Consider the following 23,061-nt stretch of genomic DNA (forward strand, 5'->3'; position numbering starts at 1 on the left):
CATTATATATGGCTTCATTTTTTTTACCTGTTTTTATCTAAGGACGTATAGCTTTGCAAATACAAAAGTGGGCTGTCTTGTTTAGTTTCAATATGGTTGAATTTTATTGTGGTGCAAATTAGCAAGATAAAACCTATTAATATTACTCTAAAAGATCGCATTTCAGTATTTATTGTTAATCCAGCATAATACTGGACGTCATTACTACTGGCAACAAAATCGAAATACAAGGATTTAGTTAATGCATATTCTTCTTTGGATGTACGTAAACTTTTAAATGAAGATCGATGAAATCCAGAAACAGAAACTGAACGGCGCAATAATAATATTAAATCAAGTAAGTCGAGCATATTTATTAAGACAAGATAAAAAATCAACAAGGTAGTAATGTTTAACTGTAGCTCTATAAGCTTTGAGTATGCATATACCAATGCAGCTGAAAATGCCAGTATAACTGTCGTATAATAATTTGCTTTATCAAAAATATTGCTCAAGGAATCATTGTTTTCTGATATTCTTATTTTAAAAAACTCTTCTTGCCTTGATCTTTCATCAGGGTTCAAATTATTTAGGGTGTTTTTTTCATATTCTTCTGTTATGGTATTGATTTCATTGCAATTTTTTCGTTGTTGAATCTTGTCAAAGTCTAAAAGATAGAAAAAGTTAAAGCACCCGATTTTGCGAGCGATGGGGATTGCAGAAAACGTGAATATATATAATTTCAATGTGCCAAAATTCAATGCTACTAATGATAGTCGGAATCTGTTTTTGGTTGAAACATGAGAGCGCGTGACTGTGTCGAAATTATTATCGACAGAAAGGTGTAGCATCGGTGTAGAGTTAAAAAATTGCATAATACGAAAAATTATATTTTTATTCATTGTAAGTAATCCATTATTTTTTTGCTGATATCTAGACCTAATTCAATTTCAAGCCAAACCCATTGTCCGTTTGCATTCACCTCTAGATAATACCATTCCCCCTCGCTAACTATAAAGTCAAAACAACCAAACTTAAGGTCTAATTTGTTCATGAGAAGCAATGACTTTTCTTTGATGTGAGTAGGTATGTCAATGATGTCATAATCTATATGATTATTGCTTTTTCTCCAGTCTAATTTGTTTCTTGAAGCAATTTTTACAGGATAGAAATGTTCATCGATGATGGTAATACGGACTTCATAGTCCTTCTCTTGAAAATTTTGGAAATAGCAAGGTGAGTATTTTAACGTTTTAGTGCTTTTGCTAAAGTCAACGAAATTGGTTTGGACGAATTCTTTTTTATTTTCATGTTCAATTATACCAGATGATAATGGCTTTACTATCGGTGTAGTCAGTTCATCAATCACATTGTCTATGCAGTTTGTTATTAATGGTGTTGGGATTTTGAAGCCCAAACTTAATGCGGTACGTAACTGAAAAATTTTATTGTCAGCCTTTCGTAGGATTGATGGTTTTGTCAGGCATGTTCCACTAAATGCCTCGGTTATACCGTCTGTGAAAGCAAACACCTCTCTGTAAATATGTGGGTGGTACATTTTTTTAATAAAATCAGGCAGCGTCTCAGGAGTAGGTTTCCTATAGTAAATTGATGAGCAATTTTCCTCAGAAAGAGTTAATCCTTCATTATTTTTTAGGCTAAAGCCATTTTTACCATATGATATTTCATAATCTGAAAGATGATCAATGTTGAATCTATAGAATTCGTCGGGACCATGCTTCTGGGAAATATAGTCTATCGTTTTGTCAAAGCTAGAACTTATGGCCAGTATCATTCAAACCTCCCAATGTTTTGTTAATATTATAAAAGGCTAGTATAAGTTGCAAATCATTATCACTCTCCACACTACCGATACACTTTCTATATGTAGTGAGCATCATGATCTAAAGGGTGGTTGTAAAACGAGGGGTTGCAAAACCCGACACTTTATGCCATATTTAAGGCCAATTTTGATAAGTTGCCACAGTTATATAAGCCCGCCACCAGCGGGTTTTTTTTACAGCTAAAATTCAGGAAAGCACATTACGCCGTCCAACTAACCTGGGGTGGTTTGTTGGGTAGTGTGCTCTCCTGTTAGTTAGCAGTTTGATGGAAAAAATATGGCCCCATAAGCTAGCAAATCGATGGAAAGAGAACTGAAATGGCTGTTAAAATAACCTCTTAACATAGGAGGGTTTATGGCTTGGCATGGTATTCCTTTTCCATATTTATCAAATGCATCAGAACACTTATCAGTAGCACTTAGCTCAATACCAAAACTTATATTTGAAACCCCGACGGATTGGACTACTCCTCTTTTGACAGCAGCAGCAGCCGTTATAGGTGGTTGTATTCCTGCGACAATAGCTTGGCGCACATTCAAGCTGAGTTCAGCTCAATTACAGGCTGAACGCCAAGAGCAGCAACGATTTCTTAGAGAGGAAAGAATTGCTCAAAATGATTCGTTAGAAGCGGATAGGCAAATGCAGCTTTTGATAGCTGAAAAGAATTTCAATATGGAAGTTTTGTCTGTTAATAGACAGGCATGGATAAATAATGTTCGGGATCTTATTGCTGAATGTTGTGTAGTAGGCACAAAAATGTTTGATGAACGCTATGCTTTGAACAATAAAACTGAACAGTTCAATAATTTCATGGCGGAATACTACACGCCTGTAAATTTAACCTACAAAGAAGTTTTTGAACAGTTTAGTGATGAACTTGATTTGGCTCGTAAAAATTATAATAAAACACAAGAACATCTGGATTTTCTCTACTCTAAAATTCGTCTGATGTTGAATCCTGAGGAGGCGGAAAGTTCTTCTATAATCAATGTGCTTTTCAGACTCCGGTGTCGAGGCGCAGAGCTTACGGAACAAGGAAACACTTACGGGGCAGTATATGGAGAATTGAGAGGGGATATTAATGAACTAATTGATTTAACACATGCTTGCTTAAAAAAAGAATGGGTAAGAGTAAAAAGTGGGACCTGATTAATGATTTTATTTATAACCGCCTAACGGCGGTTTTTTTATGCCTGCAATTTGGGAGGAATCATGCAGAACTACACCCCGCCAGGTGGCTGGGGGCCGGTACTTCATTTTTTACATGAGCACCGCCTGTCAATTCAGGCAGCTCTTACGGCTTTCTGCATAGCCATAGCTTTTTCCTTATGGGATGGGCTGGCGTGGCGACGCGCAATAAATGCTGGCTTTATCTGTTTCTTTGTAGCTCTGGCCGTTTCAGCTTTTTTGGAACAGCTAGGGGTTTCAGACATCGACTGGTCTTTTGTTGTGGGGGTCGCTGTTGGTGGTGCGGGAGCTGACAGGTGCCGTTCTCTGATTAATGCGGCTGTGACGTTATTTGCAAGTAAGAAAGGTATCAACGATGACCAAAGATGAAATTATTAATGGTCTGCTGGAGCGTGAAGCGGGTTACGTAAACCATCCCTCTGATAAAGGCGGCCCCACTAATTGGGGGATCACTGCAAAGACTGCCCTGGCTCATGGCTACAGTGACGTCCGCTCCCTGACGAAAGAACAGGCTCGCGCTATTTACGAGGCTGATTACTGGTATGGGCCGCGGTTCGATCAGGTTGCGGAACTATCACCGAAAATCGCAGACGAGCTTTGCGATACTGGCGCGAATATGGGCCCGTCTGTCGCAAGCAAGTTTTTCCAGCGCTGGTTATCGGCTCTGAACCTGCGCGGCAAACTCTATCCTGACCTTGATCCCGATGGGCGAATCGGTCCGCGAACTATCACTGCGTTAAAAGCGCTTCTGCGGCATCGTGGAAAGGATGGTGAGACTGTCGTTCTTCGCGGTCTAAATTCAAGTCAGGGAGCCCGTTATCTGGAACTGGCTGAAGCCAGGGAAGCCAACGAGGACTTTATTTTTGGCTGGATGCTAAACCGTGTTGAAATCCCCTGTAAATAAGCGCCCTCACTGGACGCACAGACAGCCGCGGCGCGGCGCAAAGATGGCACTTGTTACCTTACTGGTGCCTTTTTTTATTGGTGGGGTGTGCGACGATGGAAAGAACCTGTGGCTGGATAAAAACAGCTTCAGAGGTTTGTGATGTGATAAATAAACGCAACAACTGCTGAAATTTGTACCTATGCCAAGTTACAATTATCTCCTAAATCAAGGAGGTTTCTATGTGGCAAACGGTTTCTCACTGGCCTTGGCCAACGATCTGGTCGGCAGTGTCTGCAATATTTACAGCCGCGGCGGTGTTAGTGGCTGGTTTTGCATTACGTGTTTGGAGGCAACAAGAAGCATTAAAGGCAAAAATGGCTTTAAAAATGGCTGTTGCTGATTATGCGAATGCTCTTTCTCAGTTGCCTGTAAATCTTGCGACACCACAAATTCGTATAGAAAAGAGATCAGATTTGCGGGATTTGCGCCATAAATTAAATGCTATCAATAATGCATTTTTGGTGTGCGAGCATATGTTAGAAAGTTACCCTCGTGTTATCAGTTGCTGCCGTTCTTTGCCTGAGACACACAAACAATACGTGAGAGGGTTAGATAACAATATTCAGGCGAAATATTATTGTCACCTTCTACTGTCTCAACAATTTGTTTTCAAATAAAAGTCGAGTTTTATCGGCTCTGCTTTATAACATCTCTAACATAGGTGTTGCGTGGCGGATTTACATCATCAATTCCCCAGCACTTTCCTAAATCATCGAGCAATCTTATTAGGCATTACAGAAGCTCCTCGTGAGGGGCTTCGATAATGTTTATCTAAAATAACGGATAAACGCGGCGATATACTTTGCTGAGGATATAAAGCTGCTGATGGTTCCCTACCGCGCACCCTGCGCACGACCGCCAGCGGCTTTCATCTAGTGAGAACGGAGCTGTATGAACGATAAACTGAAAATCGTATATCGCCCGTTAAAGGAACTAACGCCATATGCGCGAAATGCCCGAAGCCGGTTCTTGTCACTGACTCAATGGATGTTGATGCCATTCTGGGTCTGGTTCAGGGCGCGGTGTATGTCACCGAGTCACAGGTTCCGGGGTTCCGTTCCTACGACATCAACAATCAGGAAAACCTTGCAGTAGGCTTCCGCGCAGAAGGTACGGTGAATGTTGAGCTTCTCGGCTACAGCTGGGATGAATCGAAAGGCGATAAAAACCCGAGCCTGGAAAAAATCGGCACGGAAGGTAACTGGAAAAAACATTTCACCTCCAACAAATCCACTGCGGGCGTGCTGATCAAACTCACTGGCACCGAAACTGTAGAACAGCCCGTAAAGTAAGCCTGTCAGCGGATAAAACCTCCGTCACCGCTGACGGTACAGATTCCGTAACCTTCTCCGTCAAAGTCACCAAAGATGATGCGCCCGTTTCGGGTGCGGCTATCTCCTGGGTGACGTCTGGCGGGGTGCTCAGTTCGGAATCAACTTTGACGGGCTCTGCTGGTGGCTCAACGGTAAAACTGACCTCAGAAGAGGCCGGAGAATTTACCGTGACCGCCACGGTTGATGGCGTGGGCGTCACGTCAGAAAAAATTACCTTTGCACCAGCAGGTGCGTAATCAACAGGGGGCTTGTCCCCCTTAATTTTTTGGTGAGACATGATTGATACCAATATCACCTCTCCTAATTTCAACAGCTACGCCAGCGAAGCCGATTTACAGAAATATGCCAGCGCTCGAGATCTGATGTTGCTGGAAAATCTCCCCGCGATACTCCTCAAAGCAATGGATTATCTGGAAGGCCTTAGCTGGTACGGCATCCGCGCCAGCCCGTCACAGCCTCTGTGCTGGCCCCGTCTCGATATCGAATTTGACGGTCATCCGTTTCCGTCAGATCAGATTCCCCGTCAGGTTATTACCGCCCAGTGCATGCTGGCGGTTGAAGCGGTTGACGGTGAGCTGCTCGGTTCATCCCGTGAGGCTGCGGTGAAAACTGAGCGAGTGGAAGGGGCTGTGACGATGACTTACGCCGTAGCTGAAGGTGAGGCCTTCATTCCGTCTTATCCAGCCGTTGACGCGCTTCTGGCGGCGTTAATGGGCGGGCGTGGGTTTGCCATTAACACATTCTCGGAGCGTGGATAATGCCGATTAATTATCAGCGTATGCAGCAACGCTCTGACAGGCTGTTACGTCAGAACGGCGCAGAGTATCAGGTTACACGGAAAGGCAGTATTTCTGTCGTCGGAGGCGTTGAGTATCAGACCGACGACATGAGGTTTTCTGCGTGGGGCGTCAAAACCGAGTACAACCCTGATGAAATTGACGGAACGGTTATTCAGCGGGGCGACGTAAAAATCGTTTTCACGTCAGAAAAAGTTATTGAGGTTGGCGATCTGGTTAACGTGGACGGCAAACAACACAGGGTTATTAAACCTAATCCGGTTAGCCCTGTCATAGCTCTCCAGCGAACCACACAATGCCAGGCAGGCATCACGTCTGGATACGGGGTCATCCTTTCCAAATCCATCACAAAGTAGTTGAAGGACTGCAGCGCACATCGTCATATCGGCTTCCATGGCTTCCTTCCCTGGGCTTTCCGTGCCTAAGTGAAAATGTATGGAAGCATAACCATTCTAAATGAAAGGTTAATGGAAGGTTTAGCGGGGGCAAGTCTTATACATTAAGTGGGAAAACAAAATTATTTAAGCACAAATTAACGGTATGGTTTACCTTAAAGTATTGAAAAATCAATCACAAATATATCCGTGACAATCCCTTGTTTCGTACCTATAAAGAAAATACCCACCAAGGAAATGGTGCGTATTTTCAAGGTTTTTCCTCAGTTCTTACGGGGCTTGGCTGATGTCGGCAGGCTCCCGGATTTTTGCTTTGCAACCGCAAAAATTTACAAATCAAAATTTCCTACTGTGGCGCGATGTTATAAACGAAGCGGCGAAATACCAATCAAACAAAAAAGTATCGGCTTGATCTGTTCGCTTGCAAAAACTACTGTATATAAAAACAGTATTTGAGGTGTATGCAATGGAATTCATCAGGCCAACAGAACTGCGAGAAATTATCGCTCTTCCGCTTTTCAGCGACTTAGTACAGTGTGGTTTCCCGAGCCCAGCTGCTGACTACGTTGAACAGCGTATCGATCTCAATGAGTTACTAGTGTCCCACCCAAGCTCGACGTATTTCGTCAAGGCTGCAGGCGACTCGATGATTGAGGCAGGGATCAGCGACGGCGATCTGCTTGTGGTGGACAGCTCTCGGAATGCTGCGCATGGTGATATCGTTATCGCCGCGGTAGAAGGGGAGTTTACAGTTAAGCGCCTGCAGCTACGCCCGACCGTCCAGCTCATTCCAATGAATAGCGCGTACTCACCGATAATTGTCGGCAGCGAGGACACGCTCGACGTGTTCGGTGTTGTGACTTTTATCGTTAAATCGGCGAGTTGAGTATGTTTGCGCTCTGTGACGTGAATTCGTTCTACGCATCATGCGAGACGGTGTTTCGTCCCGATTTGAAAGGGCGGCCAGTGGTTGTTCTCTCGAATAACGATGGCTGTGTAATCGCACGAAGCGCCGAGGCCAAGGCCGCTGGAATTACAATGGGGGAGCCTTTCTTCAAGCAAAAGGATCTTTTCCGGCGCGCAGGCGTTGTTTGCTTCAGCAGCAACTACGAGCTTTATGCTGACATGTCGAACCGGGTCATGACCACGCTAGAGGAGATGAGTCCTCGCGTGGAAATTTATAGTATTGATGAAGCCTTTTGCGATCTTACAGGAGTACGTAACTGCCGGGACCTGACAGAGTTTGGCAAAGAGATCCGAGCGACAGTCCTGAAGCGCACACACCTTACAGTCGGGGTTGGAATTGCTCAGACAAAAACCCTCGCTAAGCTGGCAAATCACGCAGCCAAGAAATGGCAGAGACAGACGGGCGGAGTTGTTGATTTGTCCAATATCGATCGCCAGCGTCGGCTATTGGCTATCGTTCCTGTGGAGGATGTATGGGGCGTCGGCAGACGTATCAGTAAGAAGCTGAACGCCATGGGCATCAAAACTGCGCTGGACCTTTCGGAGCAGAGTACGTGGATAATTAGAAAGCACTTTAACGTGGTACTCGAGCGAACGGTCAGGGAGCTGCGCGGCGAGCCATGTCTCGATCTGGAAGAGTTTGCACCAGCAAAGCAGGAAATTGTCTGTAGCAGATCGTTCGGTGAACGCGTTACCGAGTACGAACAGATGCGCCAAGCCATCTGCAGCTATGCCGCCCGCGGCGCCGAGAAGCTACGCGGTGAACATCAATACTGCCGTTACATATCGGCGTTCGTGAAAACCTCTCCGTTTGCGCTTAACGAGCCATATTACGGGAACAGTGCGTCCATGAAGCTTCTTACCCCCACTCAGGACTCCCGAGACATCATTAACGCTGCAGTAACGTGCCTGGACAAAATCTGGAAGGACGGCCACCGCTATCAAAAGGCTGGAATCATGCTGGGAGATTTTTTCAGCCAAGGGGTCGCCCAGCTCAATTTGTTCGACGAGAACGCGCCGCGTGCCGGTAGCGAAAGGTTAATGGAAGTGCTCGATCACCTGAACGCGAAAGATGGGAAAGGCACGCTCTACTTTGCCGGACAGGGCATTCATCAGCAATGGCAGATGAAGCGTGAAATGCTTTCGCCGCGATATACAACTCGGTTTTCAGATATCCTCCGGGTTAGATAGAGGATTTGAAAATAAAATCCCCGTCGTAATATAAACTAATCTCGAAAATTAAAGCCCTATTTTGTTAAAATAAATTTATCTGTTCATTCCAAACTAATTTACCGCTATCAATTAAAGGGCATTGAAGTTCGTTAACTGTGAATGTAGGATATTGGACCGTTTTAAAGATGCTAGAAAAGTCTGACTGCATAGGGCTATTAAAGATTTCTTTCCCATACTGTGCTTCGAGCAATATATGTAAGGCTGAAACGGCATTTATTGCTGATTTAAGTGTCGCCTTGTGTTTATTAGCTCCACGATTGTGCTTGACTGCATTATATGAATCATACCATGCTAAGCTGGTGGTTGGTTTTGAAGGATCCCATTCTTTAAATGGGCTCCAGTTTTCTAAGTCTGGATAGAAAGATAATGTGGTTAAATATTTATTTAATTTTAATATGTCTAGTGTTTTAACATAGTCTTTTGTAGTGTATCTGTTATTGATGTTCTCGTAATTATTATCTACAAGGAGATTTTGCAAGAGGTATTCTACTTCAGTGCAGGCAAGAATCAATATTTCACGAATTTTACTACCATAGCAATTTAGGTTTTCAGTGTCAGGGTCAATGTAATTGAATAACTCATTTAATGAGTTGCAAATATTATTGAAGGTTATTATTTCGTCAAGTATTTGTTTGCCAATGGCTTGTTGTGAAAATAAGGCAGGCTCCCCTTTATTTATTCTTGAGAAGTACTCGCCCGGTTTGTTTTTTCTAGCTATGTTAATGACAACTGGTCGGAATTCACATCGGTCATAGATTTGGTGCCATGAAAAGTAACCTATAGCGTTAGCTATTTCTTCATTCTCTTGATGCTCGGGGAAATTTTCTTTATAGTTTTCCTGACCACGAACCCAATGACTCCAATTACAATAATGTATTTTCGAAAACATACCGCTATCTATATATATAGCAGTCTTCTTCATCTCTTTGAAAGAAACCAAATACATTTCCTTGAAGTTCAAAAACATAACTTTCCATATAGAATTCCTTTAAGCATTAAAATATCTAAATTTTTATGAGTTCTCAATCTAAATACAATATGTTAATTACTGTTTACACGCAATTCTCAGGTGGAAAGGTGTTATAATACTATGGTTTTACGTTTTCAATTATTTTTTTTCTTGGTTTTTCACATTACCCACGGCGCGCGACACAGCGTGCCAGATAAACTTTTCGACTGGTACAGCGCCGTCGGCCGCTATCTCATCAGCTTCTTTACCACCTATATCCTGTCGCATCCACTCACGGGCCGCTTCTGGTGACAAAACTAGTGGCCGGCGGTCGTGAATGTCGACTAAACCTTTGTCGGCAGCAGATGTCACGATTAGAAAACCTTCTGCTTCATCGCCGCGTTCGAACGGGGTACTGCCGATCGCCGCCATAAATATCGGCTGGCCGTCGGCACGGTGAATGAAGTAAGGCTGTTTCTTGTCGCCTTCCTTCTTCCATTCGAACCATCCGTCCGCAAAACAGATCCCCCGGCCATGCTGCCAGAGAAGCTTAAACATTCGGCTGGTGGCCGCGGTCTCTACGCGCGCGTTAATTAGTGGCGGCTTATCCCACCACCCGGGGGCATAGCCCCAGAACACCGGATCGAGGTGCAGTTGTTCGTCGCGTTCGCTCAACAGCAGAACTTTGGTGCCAGGCGCGACGTTGTACCGGCCAATTGGTTCCGGGTCGTATGCGATGTCGCGATCGGCTTCATCGGCCAGGTAAGCAAGATATTCTTCACGGGTTTGGGCTTGTGCAAAACGTCCACACATAGAAACCTCCAGTCAGTCAGACTGAAAGTATAGGGCAGGGAGAAAAGTAGCGCGCGCTGGTTAATTCTTACAAACGGATTCGGGGTGATTATGCTGATCAGCTTGAGATGCGTAAAGCGGCGTATTTCGAAACTGGAAGGAGCTACGCAAAAGCGTGAATTTTGGGGGCAAATTTGGGGGCAAAATACTTTCTGGGGGCAATTTGGGGGCAGTAGAAAGTCCTTTTATGTCCGATAGTGCCTTTTGAGCATATCGAGTAAATGTCTGAAAACCATATAAAAGTTAATGTTTACATAAAGTTGCTTTAAAAGATACAATACCCCCCTATAGTATCAGGAGGGCGTATGCCGCATTCACCCGAAGATAAAAAACGTATTCTGACCCGCGTCCGCCGCATTCGAGGCCAGGTTGATGCCCTTGAGCGTGCGCTGGAGTCGGGCGATCCCTGTCTCGCCATTTTGCAGCAAATCGCCGCCGTGCGCGGTGCTGCCAATGGCCTGATGGGGGAGATGGTCGAAATTCACCTCAAAGATGAGCTGGTGACGGGGGAGACTACCCCGGACCAGCGGGCAGTACGGATGGCGGAAGTCGGCCATTTGCTGCGCTCTTATCTAAAATAAACCCACACACCTCACAACAAGGGAAAGACATCATGAAATCTCGCGCAGCCGTCGCGTTCGGCCCAGGCCAGCCGCTGAAAATCGTTGAAATTGATGTTGCTCCGCCGAAGAAAGGCGAAGTGCTGATCAAAATTACCCACACCGGCGTCTGCCATACCGACGCGTTTACCCTGTCCGGTGACGATCCGGAAGGCGTATTCCCGGCGGTGCTTGGCCACGAAGGGGGCGGTGTGGTGGTGGAAGTGGGTGAAGGCGTCACCAGCCTGAAGCCCGGCGACCACGTGATCCCGCTGTACACCGCAGAGTGCGGCGAGTGTAAGTTCTGCAAGTCCGGCAAAACCAACCTCTGTCAGGCCGTACGCGCCACGCAGGGCAAGGGGCTTATGCCGGACGGCACCACCCGTTTCTCCTACAACGGTGAGCCTGTTTATCACTACATGGGTACCAGCACATTCAGCGAATACACGGTGTGCGCCGAGATCTCGCTGGCGAAAGTTAACCCGCAGGCCCCGCTGGATAAAGTCTGTCTGCTCGGCTGCGGCGTCACTACCGGTATCGGTGCGGTGCATAACACGGCGAAAGTGAAAGAGGGCGACACCGTGGCGGTGTTCGGCCTGGGCGGGATCGGCCTGGCGGTCATCCAGGGCGCGGTACAGGCAAAAGCCGGTCGTATCATTGCTGTGGATACCAACCCGGAGAAATTTACGCTCGCAGGTGAAATGGGGGCGACCGATTTCATCAATCCGAAAGACTACGATAAGCCGGTTCAGGACGTGATCGTTGAGCTGACCGACGGCGGCGTGGACTTCAGTTTTGAATGTATCGGCAACGTCAACGTGATGCGCTCAGCGCTGGAGTGCTGCCATAAGGGCTGGGGCGAAAGCATTATTATCGGTGTGGCCGGCGCGGGTCAGGAGATCAAAACCCGTCCGTTCCAGCTGGTGACGGGGCGCGTATGGCGCGGTTCGGCATTTGGCGGCGTGAAGGGCCGTACTCAGCTGCCTGGCATGGTAGAAGATGCGATGGTCGGCAAAATTCAGCTCGACCCGTTCATTACGCACCGCCTGCCGCTGGATCAGATCAACGAAGCCTTTGATCTGATGCACGAAGGAAAATCCATTCGTACCGTTATCCATTTCGGCGACAACTGATTATTCTGCCAGCGGTTTTTGCCGCTGGCATTTCTTCCCCAATCTTTTCTAAAGTGTGACCTGTCTGGCGCTTTTAGGCGTAATTTTATCCCCGTCCGTGCCGATGACTCTTTTACAGGCGTGTTTTTACGCATCTTACCTATAAGAGAGTCGACGGTCATGGACAACACAACATCGATGCAGACGCAGCACAAGCTTGGTTTCTTGCATCACATCCGGCTGGTTCCGCTGTTTTCCTCCATTCTCGGTGGCATTATTCTCCTGTTTGCATTGAGCTCGGGTCTGGCAGGGTATTTCCTGCTCCAGGCCGATAACGATCAGCAGGATGTCACGGCGGAAATCCAGGTGCGCACCGGGCTGTCAAACAGTTCGAACCATCTACGTACGGCCCGTATCAACATGATCCACGCGGGGGCCGCGAGCCGTATTGCCGAAATGGAGGCGATGAAGCAAAACATCGCTGAGGCCGAAACCCGCCTCAAACAGTCGCAGGATGGATTTGCTTCCTATATGAAGCGCTCCGTTCGCACCCCGGCTGATGAAGCGCTGGATGGCGATCTGAAAGCCCGCTACGACGCCTACATTGCCGGCATGCAGCCGATGCTGAAATATGCCAAAAACGGCATGTTTGAAGCCATAATCAACCACGAAAATGAGACCGCGCGTCCGCTGGACGATGCCTATAACGCGGTGCTGCTGAAGGCGATTAAAATCCGCACCGAACGCGCGAACGCGCTAACGGCACAGGCTCACACCCGCACCCGGCTGGGACTGATATTTATGTTCGGCGCTTTCGGCCTGGCGCTGGCACTGGCCGTCATCACCTTCGTGGTGCTGCGCCGCACGGTGATTAGCCCGCTCCAGCGCGCCGCTGCGCGTATCGAAAATATCGCAAAAGGTGATTTGACCTTGCCGGACGAACCGACCGGGCGCAGCGAAATTGGCCGCCTGACGCGCGATCTGCAAACAATGCAGCACGCGCTGGTTACCACCGTGGGCACCGTGCGGCAGGGGGCGGAGGAAATCTACCGGGGAACCAGCGAGATTTCTGCGGGTAACACCGATCTCTCATCCCGTACCGAGCAGCAGGCGGCGGCCATTGAACAGACGGCGGCCAGCATGGAGCAGCTCACTGCGACGGTGAAACAGAATGCCGATAACGCGCATCATGCCAGCAAGCTTGCGGAAGATGCCTCCGGTAAGGCCAGCCGCGGGGGGCAAATGGTTTCCGGCGTGGTGAAAACCATGGGTAATATTTCCACCAGCTCGAAGAAGATCTCCGAAATTACCGCCGTGATTAACAGCATCGCGTTCCAGACCAATATACTGGCGCTCAACGCGGCGGTCGAGGCGGCGCGTGCGGGTGAACAGGGGCGGGGCTTTGCGGTAGTGGCGAGCGAAGTCCGCACGCTGGCAAGCCGCAGCGCGAACGCGGCAAAAGAGATTGAAAGCCTGATTAATGAATCGGTGTCGCTTATCGATCAGGGCTCCGGGGAAGTGGTTGCAGCGGGCAATACCATGAATGAGATCGTCGAGGCGGTGAAACGCGTCACCGATATCATGCTGGAGATTGCGGCGGCGTCCGATGAGCAGAGCCGCGGTATTGTTCAGGTGAGCCAGGCGATTTCCGAGATGGATAAAGTGACGCAGCAAAATGCCTCGCTGGTGGAAGAAGCCTCGGCGGCGGCGGCCTCGCTGGAAGAGCAGGGCGCACGCCTGACGGAAGCCGTTGGTGCGTTTCGTCTCAACGGGGCGCGCGCAGGACGGACCACCGCGGCTGCATCCGCAGTCAAGCCCGCGCCCTTGACCCCGGCGGCGGCCGTTTCAGGTGATCACTGGGAAACGTTCTGAATAAAACAGACCCGCCCTCGTGGCGGGTCCTGCGTTTACGGTCAGAGAGGCATTGATTTACGAATGGCGCTGAGCAGCGCCTGGGCGCCTTCAGAGAGCGGAGCATCTATCCGCGTAAGTATCCCAATCGGTTCACCCGCCCCGGGCGATGTGACCGGCAGCGCCGTGAGCACGCCGCGTCGCAGATCGTCCTTCACCGCGCCGGACGGCACAAACCACACGTAGTCATAATCCACCGTCAGCTGGCGCGAAAGCGACGCAGAAAGCGTTTCAATACATCCTGACGGCAGCGTGCAGCCCTGCATTTGCAGCAATGCTTCCGCATTCTGACGGGGAACGGTTCCTTTCGGTGAAACCACCACCGGCCACTCCATTACGCGGCTCAGGGTGACGGTATCCTGCAACAGGGGATGATTCGGACGCACCACCAGCTTCAGTGATTCCAGGAACAACAGTTCGTAATTAAGACCGCTCATCAGTTCCGGATCGGACATTCGACCAATGCCCAGATCCAGCTCCCCTGACTTCAGGCCCGCCAGCAGCATGGTGTTGTTCATGGTCGCAACCTGAAGCGTGGCGTGCTTTTGCTGGCGGTGGAACTGGCCGATCGCCGCAGGCAGAATACCCAGCGCCGCCGTCGGCAGCGCGCCCACGCGAACGATATCGCTGGCCGGCTCCTCTTTACGATTTAACGCCTGACCAGCGGTATTGAGCGCATCAAGAACTTTAACGGCGTGCGTCAGGAACTGTTCACCCACCAGGGTAAGCTGAGCGCCCAGACGGCCACGATCGAACAGGCGCGTTCCGGTAAGCTGTTCCAGTTCGTTCAGCGTTTTGGAGAGTGCGGGCTGACTGAGGTTAAGGGTTTCAGCCGCTCGCCCCAGCGTTCCCTGTTGAGCGACGGCCACAAAAGTATGCAAATGGCGCAAGCGTATGCGCTGACTGAACAGACCATTTTTTTCCATAGGCGATGTTAAAAACAGAGCGACGCGGGTGACAAGTTAAGATGTTTGAATTTGATAACCTGATAGCAAAATATTTTTAACATTTGATTTGTTTGAGTTACAACTGTTTTTCGAAAACGTCCACGCCTTGACCACTCGTCTGCCTGGATCACAATTTCTAAATTCTTCCCAACGAAAGGAACGGGCTTCTCTACACTCCAGGTAGTATTCACTGGAGGCATGACATCATGGCGAACACCATCACGGCTGATGATATTCGGGAACACTTTTCGCAGGCTATGTCGGCGATGTACCAGCAGGAAGTTCCGCAGTACGGCACCTTGCTGGAACTGGTGGCGGACGTTAACCTGGCGGTTCTGGAAAATAACCCCCTTTTACACGAACAACTGGCAAACGCAGACGAACTGGCGCGCCTGAATGTTGAACGTCATGGTGCGATCCGCGTTGGCACCGCGCAGGAGCTTTCCACCCTGCGCCGGATCTTCGCCATTATGGGCATGCACCCGGTCAGCTATTACGATCTCTCCCAGGCGGGCGTGCCCGTCCACTCGACGGCGTTTCGTCCCACGGACGATGCGGCACTCTGCCGCAATCCGTTTCGCATTTTTACCTCGCTGCTGCGCCTGGAGCTGATAGAAAACGTTGCGCTGCGCGAAAAGGCGGCGGAGATCCTCTCCCGACGCAATATCTTTACGCCGCGCTGCCTTGAACTGATCGACCTGCATGATGCGCAGGGACACTTTACCGGGGCGCAGGCGCGTGAATTTGTGCAGGAAGCCTTAGAAACCTTCCGCTGGCATCGCCATGCCAGGGTGGATCGGGAAACCTATCTGGCGCTGAGCAACGAACATCGCCTGATCGCCGACGTGGTCTGTTTCCCGGGGTGCCATATTAACCATCTTACGCCGCGCACGCTGGATATCGACCGGGTGCAGGAGCTGATGCCGAAGTACGGCATTGAGCCAAAAATTCTGATTGAAGGCCCACCGCGTCGCGAGGTGCCGATCCTCCTGCGCCAGACCAGCTTCAAGGCGCTGGAAGAGCCGGTGCTTTTCGCGGGAGAAGACCAGGGCACCCATACCGCGCGTTTCGGTGAAATTGAGCAGCGCGGCGTGGCGCTTACGCCAAAAGGACGCGAGCTGTACGACAGCCTGCTAAACCAGGCCGGGACCGGTAAAGACAACCTGACCCACCAGCTTCATCTGCGCGAGATCTTCAGCGCCTTCCCGGATAGCGAAATGTTCCTGCGTCGTCAGGAGCTGGCCTATTTCCGCTACCGTCTGACCCCGACAGGGGAGGCGCATCGCCACGCGTTTCGTCCGGGCGACGATCCGCAGCCGCTGATCGAGCGCGGCTGGGTTGTGGCGCAGCCGATCACCTATGAAGATTTTCTGCCCGTCAGCGCGGCGGGGATATTCCAGTCAAATCTCGGCAATGAAACGCAGGCGCGCAGCCACGGCAATGCCAGCCGCCAGGCCTTCGAAGCCGCGCTCGGCTGTGCGGTACACGACGAGTTTTCCCTTTACCACGAGGCAGAAGTGCGCAGCAAACAGCGTTGCGGTTTGCTCTGAAACCGTTACTCTGCTGGGGTGTGATGGAAAAAGAAGGTTGTTATGGAAAATCCCTCCGCCCCTGTGGTTGAAACGCGCCAGGGCGCACTGATTGGTTTTACTGAAGACGATACGCACGTGTGGTGCGGCATTCCCTATGCGGCCCCGCCGGTAGGTTCCTTGCGCTGGCGCTCCCCTCGTCCTCCCGCTCGCTGGGACGGCGTGCGCCCGGCGACGGCGTTCTCCGCCTCCAGCTGGCAGAGCGGCGAAAGCTGCCAGGAGCTGGGCGGCGGCGATCCCGGCCAGTTCTCTGAAGATTGCCTGTACCTTAACGTCTGGTCGCCGATCGCGCGCGCCGCGCCGCTTCCGGTGATGGTCTGGCTGCACGGCGGGGGATTTACCCTCGGTGCTGGCGGTCTGCCTCCCTATAACGGCAGGGCGCTGGCGAAGCGCGGCGCGGTGGTGGTGACGATAAATTACCGTCTTGGACACCTCGGTTTTTTTGCCCATCCGGCGCTGGAGGGTGAAGAAGAGCGCGTAGTGCATAACTTTGCGTTGCTCGATCAAATCCAGGCCCTGGAATGGGTTCGCGATAATATTGCCGCGTTCGGCGGCGATCCCGATAACATCACGGTATTTGGCGAGTCGGCCGGGGCGCGCAGCGTACTCTCGCTGATGGCGTCCCCGCTTGCGGGAGGGCTGTTCCATAAAGCCATTGTGCAAAGCGGGTACACGCTGCCGGACACCCCGCGCGAGCAGGCCATGCGTAAAGGCGAAGCAATTGCCGCGCATTTCGGCCTGGAAAACGCCACCGCAGAACAGCTTCGCGCGATCCCGCCGGAGGCGTTCTGGCCGCTGACCTCGCCGCTAAATATCGCGCCTGCGCCCATTGTGGGCGACTGCGTTTTGCCTGAAGCCATGCTCGACGTCTTCTTCGCGGCCCGTCAACATCCTGTGCCGGTGATGATTGGGTCGAACAGCGACGAAGCCAGCGTGATGTCGGTGTTCGGCGTCGATCTGGCCGGGCAGATCCAGAAGCTCCGCCGCGAGCGGCGCTTTGGTCTGGGGCTGATCAAGCTGCTTTATCCGGGCGTGAAGGGCGATGAGGAGCTCGGCAGGCAGGTGTGCCGCGACATGGCGTTTACCACCATGGGCTACGTGGTGATGCAGGCGCAGCAGCGAGCGGGTGGCCTGTGCTGGCGATACTGGTTTGATTATGTGGCCGAAGCCGAGCACGCGACGTACATCAACGGCGCATGGCACGGCAACGAAGTGCCTTACGTGTTCGATACCCTCGGGCAGGTCGAGCCCTCGCGACAGTACGTGAACGAACGCGATCTGACCTTCGCGGCTCGGGTGGCGGACTACTGGGTGAGCTTCGCTCGGGACGCGGGGAAACGTGACAGCCTGCCGGGGCCGACGCGCTGGCCCGCCTGCCGGAAAGGGCGGGACGTGCTGTTACGCATTGGTGTGAATAAACATGCTGGTTTTCGGCTTGAAAACCGCTTCATGCGTGCCCGTATGAGCCTCTTCAAACGGGTGATGAAACACCACGTCAGCCTCGACTGAGCAGACAGGCACGAAACGCATCCAGCCCGTTCTCCGGGCCGGGGGCGTCGCGGAATACCAGCCGGTAGCTCGCCCCGGTTCTTATGCTCGTATCGTAAGGCCGCATCAGCCGTCCGGCGCGCACGTCCTCCTCCACCAGCGTTTCATCCGCTATGGCGATGCCCAACCCCTGAATAGCGGCGGTAATAGCCAAATCCATCGTTTCGAAGTGTTGATTTTTGAGCATAGCTGGCGTCGGGCGCGGCTGTTTCGCCAGCCACAGCGTCCAGTCCGTTTTGTCCCGCGTCGGGTGCAGGAAGGTGAGTGTTTCCAGCGCAGAACCGGCCCGCAGCGGGCTCATTACCGGCGTTAAGGCCTCTTCGAACAGCAGATCGCCGGCGCTCATGTGTGTCCCGAACACAATCGCCGCATCATAGGATTCGGTTTTGAAATTGACGTTATGATCGGTGGTGGTGGTCAGCGCAATTTGCAGATCCGGCTGTTCACGCTCCACCTGTAGCAGCCGCGGCACCAGCCAGCGCATCGCGCAGGTTGGCGCTTTCAGGCGGATCACGGTCTGGTGCGTCCGCGCCTGCTCGGCAACGTTCAGCAGATGCTCAAACGCAGATTGCAGCTCCGGCAGCAGGGCGCTTCCCTGTGATGAGAGACGCAGGCCGCGCGCGTGGCGTTCGAACAGCGGGAAGCCGAACCAGCTTTCCAGCGCGGCGATTTTACGGCTTACCGCCCCCTGCGTCAGACAAAGCTCCTTCGCGGCATGGGTCAGATTCAGGTGACGCGCGGTCACTAAAAAAGTCTCTACGGCATTAAGCGGAAATGAACGACGCGACATATCTCACCTTAGCTATGCGTTTTTTTCATGGCTATTATGACAACAATTCGATTGTCCCGACAGCGAAGTTGTTGTTTGAATAGTTATGCATTCACCATGAGAAGGGACAGAGGATGACTTTGAAAACGCCGGTGCAGACACGCTCCAAATTGCCGGATGTGGGAACCACCATTTTTACCGTTATCGGCCAGCTTTCTGCCCAGCATAACGCGATCAACCTTTCTCAGGGTGCGCCGAATTTTTCCTGCGACCCAAAACTGATTTCCGGCGTGACCCGCGCCATGGAGGCAGGGCATAACCAGTACGCGTCCATGACCGGGCTACAGCCGCTTAAGGCGCGCATCGCGGACAAAATTGCCACACTTTACGGCACGCACTATGACCCGGCCAGTGAGGTGCTGGTGACCGCCAGCGCCAGCGAAGGGCTTTACTCGGCCATCAGCGGGCTGGTTCATCCTGGCGATGAGGTGATCTATTTCGAGCCCTCCTTTGACAGCTATGCGCCGATTGTCCGTCTGCAAGGGGCGAAGCCGATCGCCATTAAGCTGACGGTACCGGATTTTGCCGTAAACTGGGACGACGTGCGGGCGGCCATCACCCCGCGCACGCGGATGATCATCGTCAACACGCCGCACAACCCGAGCGGACAGGTATTTTCGGCCGCCGATCTGCACCAGCTGGCGGCGCTGACGCGCCACACCGACATCATCATTTTGTCTGACGAAGTGTATGAGCACGTCGTTTTTGACGGCGAGCCACACCACGGGATGGCGACGCACCCGCAGCTGGCGGAGCGCAGCGTGATAATTTCTTCCTTCGGAAAAACCTATCACGTGACCGGCTGGCGCGTGGGTTATTGTGTGGCGCCCGCGGAGCTGATGGATGAGATATGTAAGGTCCATCAATTTTTAATGTTCTCTGCCGATACGCCAATGCAGTACGCGTTTGCAGAACATATGGCAGATCCGCAAACCTGGCTGTCGCTGGCGGCGTTTTATCAGCGCAAGCGCGATCTGCTGCAAAGCCTGCTGGCCGACTCGCCGTTTACGCTGCTGCCGAGCAAAGGATCGTTTTTCCTGCTGGCTGATTACAGCGGCTTCAGCGACGAGCGCGACAGCGAGATGGTGAAAAGGCTGATTGTCGAGTGCGGGGTTGCCACTATTCCGCTGTCGGCGTTTTATGCTGATGGCACGGACAATAAACTGATTCGTCTCTCTTTTGCGAAAGATGAGGCGACGTTACGGGCAGGTGCCCAGGCCCTGTGTCGGATCACACCACGTTCAGGAGTTTAAGATGAAATTACGCGCGTTAGTTGTCGGCATGGGGCTGCTGTGTTCATTTTCGTCAATCGCCGCCACCGAGTTGCGATACGGTCTGGAGGCGGAATATCCGCCGTTTGAAAGCCGCAATGCGTCAGGGGAGCTGGAGGGCTTTGACGTAGAGCTGGGAAATGCCATCTGCAAAGCCGCCGCGCTGAAGTGCAGCTGGGTGGAAACCTCGTTTGATGCGCTGATCCCCGGTCTGGTGGCGAAAAAGTTCGACGCGATTAACTCGGCGATGAACATCACCGAGCAGCGTCGCAAGAGCATTGACTTTACTCAGCCCATCTATCGCATTCCCTCCCAGCTGGTGGGCAAAGCCGGCTCTGCGGTAGAGGCCACGCCGGAAGGGCTGAAGGGCAAAACCATCGGCGTTCTCCAGGGTTCGATTCAGGAAACCTACGCCAAAGAGCACTGGGAAAAGCACGGTGTCACCGTGGTGTCTTATAAAGATCAGAATATGGCGTGGGGAGACTTGCTGAATGGCCGCATCGACGCCTCGCTGGTGATGTCAGCGGCCGGGCAGGCGGGTTTCCTCAGCAAGCCGCAGGGTAAAGGGTTTGGCTTTATCGGCAAACCGGTGTCAGACGACACGATCCTCGGCAGTGGTATCGGCTTTGGGCTGCGTAAGGGGGATGAGGCCACCAAAAAGCAGCTTGATGCCGCCATTGATAAAGTACGTGCCGATGGCACGATCGCTAAACTGGCTGATAAGTACTTCCCGGGTATCGATGTCAGCGTAAAATAACCGCCTCGTTGGTCCCGGCTGTCGATGTCCAGCCGGGACACTTTTAAATACACTTCATCCTTCAGGCTGCCTCTGCGTTGGCTACGTCTGTTCACCCCAGTCACTTACTTGAGTAAGCTCCTGGGGATTCTCAGACTTGCCGCCTTGATCCAGCATGAATGATTTCGTGTATTTACTGTTTTTTACACCACTTTCAGGCCGTTCTGGTCGACAGAAAATATTTCCTGGTTTGTTCAGATAATCACCCGCCAACAATTGGATTCTTAACCGTTTTTGTTTAGGCTGTGCGTTCTTTCTTGCCGTCATTTCGCTGCGCGCGAAACTCATTCACACGACCATAAGGACGTTTTCTCAGGCATGAATCGCAGACGTTTTCTCAAAGGTTCCCTGGCAATGGCTGCCCTGAGCGGCACTTCTGGCCTTGCTTCTCTGTTTTCCCAGGCGGCGTATGCTGCTGATTCCGATATTGCCGACGGTCAGAGCCGCCGCTTTGACTTCTCCGTTCTGCAATCCATGGCGCACGATCTGGCGAAAACCCCGTGGGGCGGCGCGCCGCGTCCGCTGCCGGAAACGCTGGCCACCATGACGCCGCAGGCGTACAACGCCATTCGTTACGATGAGAAGCAGTCGCTGTGGAATAACATTGAAGGTCGTCAGCTGGACGCCCAGTTCTTCCATATGGGGATGGGGTTCCGCCGCCGCGTGCGCATGTTCTCGCTGGATCAAACCACCTCTCAGGCGCGCGAAATCCACTTCCGACCTGAACTGTTCAGCTACGGCGATACGGGCGTGGATACCCGCCAGCTGGAAGGGCAGAGCGACCTCGGGTTTGCCGGATTCCGCGTATTTAAAGCGCCGGAGCTGGCGCGACGCGATATCGTTTCGTTCCTGGGCGCGAGCTACTTCCGCGCGGTGGATGATACCTACCAGTACGGCCTTTCCGCGCGTGGCCTGGCGGTGGATACCTTTACCGACACCCCGGAAGAATTCCCGGACTTCACCTCTTTCTGGTTTGAAACCGTTAAGCCGGGTGATACCACCTTTACCGTCTACGCGCTGCTGGACAGCCCGAGCATTACCGGTGCCTATAAGTTCGTGATCCATTGTGAGAAGAGCCAGGTGATCATGGACGTCGAAAACCACCTCTACGCGCGCAAAGAGATCAAGCAGCTCGGCATCGCGCCGATGACCAGCATGTTTAGCTGCGGCAACAACGAGCGCCGCATGTGCGACACCATTCATCCGCAGATCCACGACTCAGACCGTCTGGCGATGTGGCGCGGCAACGGGGAGTGGATCTGCCGACCGCTGAACAACCCGCAAAAGCTGCAATTTAACGCATTTCAGGATAAGAACCCGAAAGGCTTTGGTTTGTTGCAGCTTGACCGTGACTTCTCGCATTATCAGGACGTCATGGGCTGGTATAACAAGCGACCAAGCCTGTGGGTCGAGCCGCGCAATAACTGGGGCAAAGGCTCCATTGCCCTGATGGAGATCCCGACAACCGGCGAGACGCTCGATAACGTGGTCTGCTTCTGGCAGCCGGAGAAGCCGGTGCAGGCGGGCGACGAACTGGACTTCAAATACCGTCTTTACTGGAGCGCGCAGCCACCGGTGCGTTCGCCGCTGGCAAACGTCTACGCGACCCGTACCGGTATGGGCGGTTTCCCGGAGGGCTGGGCGCCGGGCGAAAATTACCCGAAAGTGTGGGCCCGTCGCTTTGCCATTGACTTCGTCGGGGGCGATTTGAAGGCCGCCGCACCGAAGGGCATTGAGCCGGTGATCACGCTGTCCAGCGGTGAAGCGAAGCAGGTGGAGATCCTCTACGTCGAGCCGTTCGACGGGTATCGCATCTTGTTTGACTGGTATCCAACCTCTGACTCTACCGAGCCGGTCGATATGCGCCTGTTCCTGCGCTGTCAGGGCGACGCCATCAGCGAGACCTGGCTGTATCAGTACTTCCCGCCAGCGCCGGACAAACGTAACTACGTTGACGACCGGATTATGCGCTAGTC

25 protein-coding genes are annotated in these 23,061 nt (G+C 51.7%); 18 read left to right on the forward strand and 7 right to left on the reverse strand.

What is annotated here, in order from left to right:
* Window positions 1–23 precede the first annotated feature (23 nt).
* Together E0L16_RS13020 and E0L16_RS13025 are read right to left on the reverse strand one after the other, a co-directional pair.
* Window positions 24–881 (reverse strand): hypothetical protein, encoded by an 858-nt coding sequence (locus tag E0L16_RS13020; protein WP_131637083.1) that lies wholly within the window; start codon window positions 879–881, stop codon window positions 24–26.
* Window positions 878–1,774: an MvdC/MvdD family ATP grasp protein gene (locus E0L16_RS13025; RefSeq protein WP_131637084.1), complete on the reverse strand. Its 897-nt coding sequence runs from the start codon at window positions 1,772–1,774 to the stop codon at window positions 878–880. Before E0L16_RS13025 ends, E0L16_RS13020 begins: the two co-directional genes overlap by 4 nt.
* A 403-nt stretch (window positions 1,775–2,177) precedes the next feature.
* Between E0L16_RS13025 and E0L16_RS13030 the strand changes: the two genes are divergently transcribed.
* The 10 genes from E0L16_RS13030 to E0L16_RS13075 all read left to right on the forward strand — a co-directional run bounded on the left by E0L16_RS13030 (window position 2,178) and on the right by E0L16_RS13075 (window position 8,640).
* Window positions 2,178–2,972, forward strand: coding sequence for a hypothetical protein (locus E0L16_RS13030; RefSeq protein ID WP_131637085.1), 795 nt, complete (start codon window positions 2,178–2,180; stop codon window positions 2,970–2,972).
* A gap of 63 nt (window positions 2,973–3,035) precedes the next feature.
* Window positions 3,036–3,380 (forward strand): phage holin family protein, encoded by a 345-nt coding sequence (locus E0L16_RS13035; protein ID WP_131637086.1) that lies wholly within the window; start codon window positions 3,036–3,038, stop codon window positions 3,378–3,380.
* The gene (locus E0L16_RS13040) at window positions 3,367–3,915 is read left to right on the forward strand and encodes a glycoside hydrolase family 108 protein (protein WP_131637087.1); all 549 of its coding nucleotides are present in this window, start codon (window positions 3,367–3,369) and stop codon (window positions 3,913–3,915) included. The genes E0L16_RS13035 and E0L16_RS13040 overlap by 14 nt, the downstream gene beginning before the upstream one ends.
* A 221-nt stretch (window positions 3,916–4,136) precedes the next feature.
* Window positions 4,137–4,574 (forward strand): hypothetical protein, encoded by a 438-nt coding sequence (locus E0L16_RS13045; protein WP_131637088.1) that lies wholly within the window; start codon window positions 4,137–4,139, stop codon window positions 4,572–4,574.
* Between the two features lie 297 nt (window positions 4,575–4,871).
* Entirely contained in the window at window positions 4,872–5,249 is a 378-nt protein-coding gene (locus tag E0L16_RS13050; RefSeq protein WP_345788984.1) for a major capsid protein, read from the forward strand.
* A 2-nt stretch (window positions 5,250–5,251) separates the two neighbouring features.
* Window positions 5,252–5,527, forward strand: a complete 276-nt coding sequence (locus tag E0L16_RS13055; protein ID WP_242672228.1) for an Ig-like domain-containing protein — start codon at window positions 5,252–5,254, stop codon at window positions 5,525–5,527.
* Between the two features lie 39 nt (window positions 5,528–5,566).
* The gene (locus E0L16_RS13060) at window positions 5,567–6,049 is read left to right on the forward strand and encodes a DnaT-like ssDNA-binding protein (protein WP_131637090.1); all 483 of its coding nucleotides are present in this window, start codon (window positions 5,567–5,569) and stop codon (window positions 6,047–6,049) included.
* The gene (locus tag E0L16_RS13065; protein WP_242672227.1) at window positions 6,049–6,444 is read left to right on the forward strand and encodes a hypothetical protein; all 396 of its coding nucleotides are present in this window, start codon (window positions 6,049–6,051) and stop codon (window positions 6,442–6,444) included. The genes E0L16_RS13060 and E0L16_RS13065 overlap by 1 nt, the downstream gene beginning before the upstream one ends.
* A gap of 505 nt (window positions 6,445–6,949) precedes the next feature.
* Entirely contained in the window at window positions 6,950–7,369 is a 420-nt protein-coding gene (locus E0L16_RS13070; RefSeq protein WP_131637091.1) for a translesion error-prone DNA polymerase V autoproteolytic subunit, read from the forward strand.
* A gap of 2 nt (window positions 7,370–7,371) precedes the next feature.
* A complete protein-coding gene (locus E0L16_RS13075; protein WP_131637092.1) occupies window positions 7,372–8,640 on the forward strand; it encodes a Y-family DNA polymerase in 1,269 nt (422 codons plus the stop codon).
* A gap of 64 nt (window positions 8,641–8,704) precedes the next feature.
* Here the strand turns inward: E0L16_RS13075 and E0L16_RS13080 are convergent, their stop codons facing one another.
* Together E0L16_RS13080 and E0L16_RS13085 are read right to left on the reverse strand one after the other, a co-directional pair.
* Window positions 8,705–9,649 (reverse strand): hypothetical protein, encoded by a 945-nt coding sequence (locus E0L16_RS13080; RefSeq protein ID WP_131637093.1) that lies wholly within the window; start codon window positions 9,647–9,649, stop codon window positions 8,705–8,707.
* Between the two features lie 141 nt (window positions 9,650–9,790).
* Window positions 9,791–10,444 carry an SOS response-associated peptidase gene (locus tag E0L16_RS13085; protein ID WP_131637094.1) on the reverse strand — a complete coding sequence of 218 codons (654 nt, stop codon included), beginning with the start codon at window positions 10,442–10,444 and terminating at the stop codon, window positions 9,791–9,793.
* A gap of 344 nt (window positions 10,445–10,788) precedes the next feature.
* On the opposite strand from E0L16_RS13085, the gene E0L16_RS13090 reads away from it, so the two are divergent.
* The 3 genes from E0L16_RS13090 to E0L16_RS13100 all read left to right on the forward strand — a co-directional run bounded on the left by E0L16_RS13090 (window position 10,789) and on the right by E0L16_RS13100 (window position 14,066).
* Window positions 10,789–11,064, forward strand: a complete 276-nt coding sequence (locus E0L16_RS13090; RefSeq protein WP_003857256.1) for a metal/formaldehyde-sensitive transcriptional repressor — start codon at window positions 10,789–10,791, stop codon at window positions 11,062–11,064.
* A 32-nt stretch (window positions 11,065–11,096) separates the two neighbouring features.
* Window positions 11,097–12,215 (forward strand): S-(hydroxymethyl)glutathione dehydrogenase/class III alcohol dehydrogenase, encoded by a 1,119-nt coding sequence (locus E0L16_RS13095; protein WP_063866753.1) that lies wholly within the window; start codon window positions 11,097–11,099, stop codon window positions 12,213–12,215.
* Between the two features lie 159 nt (window positions 12,216–12,374).
* Window positions 12,375–14,066, forward strand: a complete 1,692-nt coding sequence (locus E0L16_RS13100) for a methyl-accepting chemotaxis protein (protein ID WP_131637095.1) — start codon at window positions 12,375–12,377, stop codon at window positions 14,064–14,066.
* A gap of 41 nt (window positions 14,067–14,107) precedes the next feature.
* Here E0L16_RS13100 and E0L16_RS13105 read toward each other — a convergent pair whose 3' ends face one another.
* Window positions 14,108–15,031: a LysR substrate-binding domain-containing protein gene (locus tag E0L16_RS13105; protein WP_107535324.1), complete on the reverse strand. Its 924-nt coding sequence runs from the start codon at window positions 15,029–15,031 to the stop codon at window positions 14,108–14,110.
* 227 nt (window positions 15,032–15,258) lie between these two features.
* Here E0L16_RS13105 and hglS point away from each other — a divergent pair, with 227 nt between their 5' ends.
* The gene (gene hglS, locus E0L16_RS13110; RefSeq protein WP_131637096.1) at window positions 15,259–16,602 is read left to right on the forward strand and encodes a 2-oxoadipate dioxygenase/decarboxylase HglS; all 1,344 of its coding nucleotides are present in this window, start codon (window positions 15,259–15,261) and stop codon (window positions 16,600–16,602) included.
* A 42-nt stretch (window positions 16,603–16,644) separates the two neighbouring features.
* Window positions 16,645–18,150 (forward strand): carboxylesterase/lipase family protein, encoded by a 1,506-nt coding sequence (locus E0L16_RS13115; protein WP_131637097.1) that lies wholly within the window; start codon window positions 16,645–16,647, stop codon window positions 18,148–18,150.
* On the opposite strand, the gene E0L16_RS13120 is transcribed toward E0L16_RS13115, so the two are convergent.
* The gene (locus tag E0L16_RS13120) at window positions 18,137–18,979 is read right to left on the reverse strand and encodes a LysR family transcriptional regulator (protein ID WP_063866749.1); all 843 of its coding nucleotides are present in this window, start codon (window positions 18,977–18,979) and stop codon (window positions 18,137–18,139) included. The two genes, E0L16_RS13115 and E0L16_RS13120, sit on opposite strands and share 14 nt — an antisense overlap.
* Before the next feature lie 113 nt (window positions 18,980–19,092).
* Between E0L16_RS13120 and E0L16_RS13125 the strand changes: the two genes are divergently transcribed.
* Entirely contained in the window at window positions 19,093–20,271 is a 1,179-nt protein-coding gene (locus tag E0L16_RS13125) for a pyridoxal phosphate-dependent aminotransferase (protein ID WP_131637098.1), read from the forward strand.
* Between the two features lies 1 nt (window position 20,272).
* Window positions 20,273–21,046 carry an ABC transporter substrate-binding protein gene (locus E0L16_RS13130; protein WP_107535328.1) on the forward strand — a complete coding sequence of 258 codons (774 nt, stop codon included), beginning with the start codon at window positions 20,273–20,275 and terminating at the stop codon, window positions 21,044–21,046.
* 81 nt (window positions 21,047–21,127) lie between these two features.
* Here E0L16_RS13130 and E0L16_RS13135 read toward each other — a convergent pair whose 3' ends face one another.
* Window positions 21,128–21,373: a hypothetical protein gene (locus E0L16_RS13135; protein ID WP_131637099.1), complete on the reverse strand. Its 246-nt coding sequence runs from the start codon at window positions 21,371–21,373 to the stop codon at window positions 21,128–21,130.
* A 30-nt stretch (window positions 21,374–21,403) separates the two neighbouring features.
* On the opposite strand from E0L16_RS13135, the gene E0L16_RS13140 reads away from it, so the two are divergent.
* A complete protein-coding gene (locus E0L16_RS13140; protein WP_131637100.1) occupies window positions 21,404–23,059 on the forward strand; it encodes a glucan biosynthesis protein D in 1,656 nt (551 codons plus the stop codon).
* The last annotated feature ends 2 nt before the right edge of the window (window positions 23,060–23,061 follow it).

Source organism: Enterobacter quasihormaechei, from assembly GCF_004331385.1.
In the GTDB taxonomy this organism is placed as follows: Bacteria; Pseudomonadota; Gammaproteobacteria; order Enterobacterales; family Enterobacteriaceae; genus Enterobacter; species Enterobacter quasihormaechei.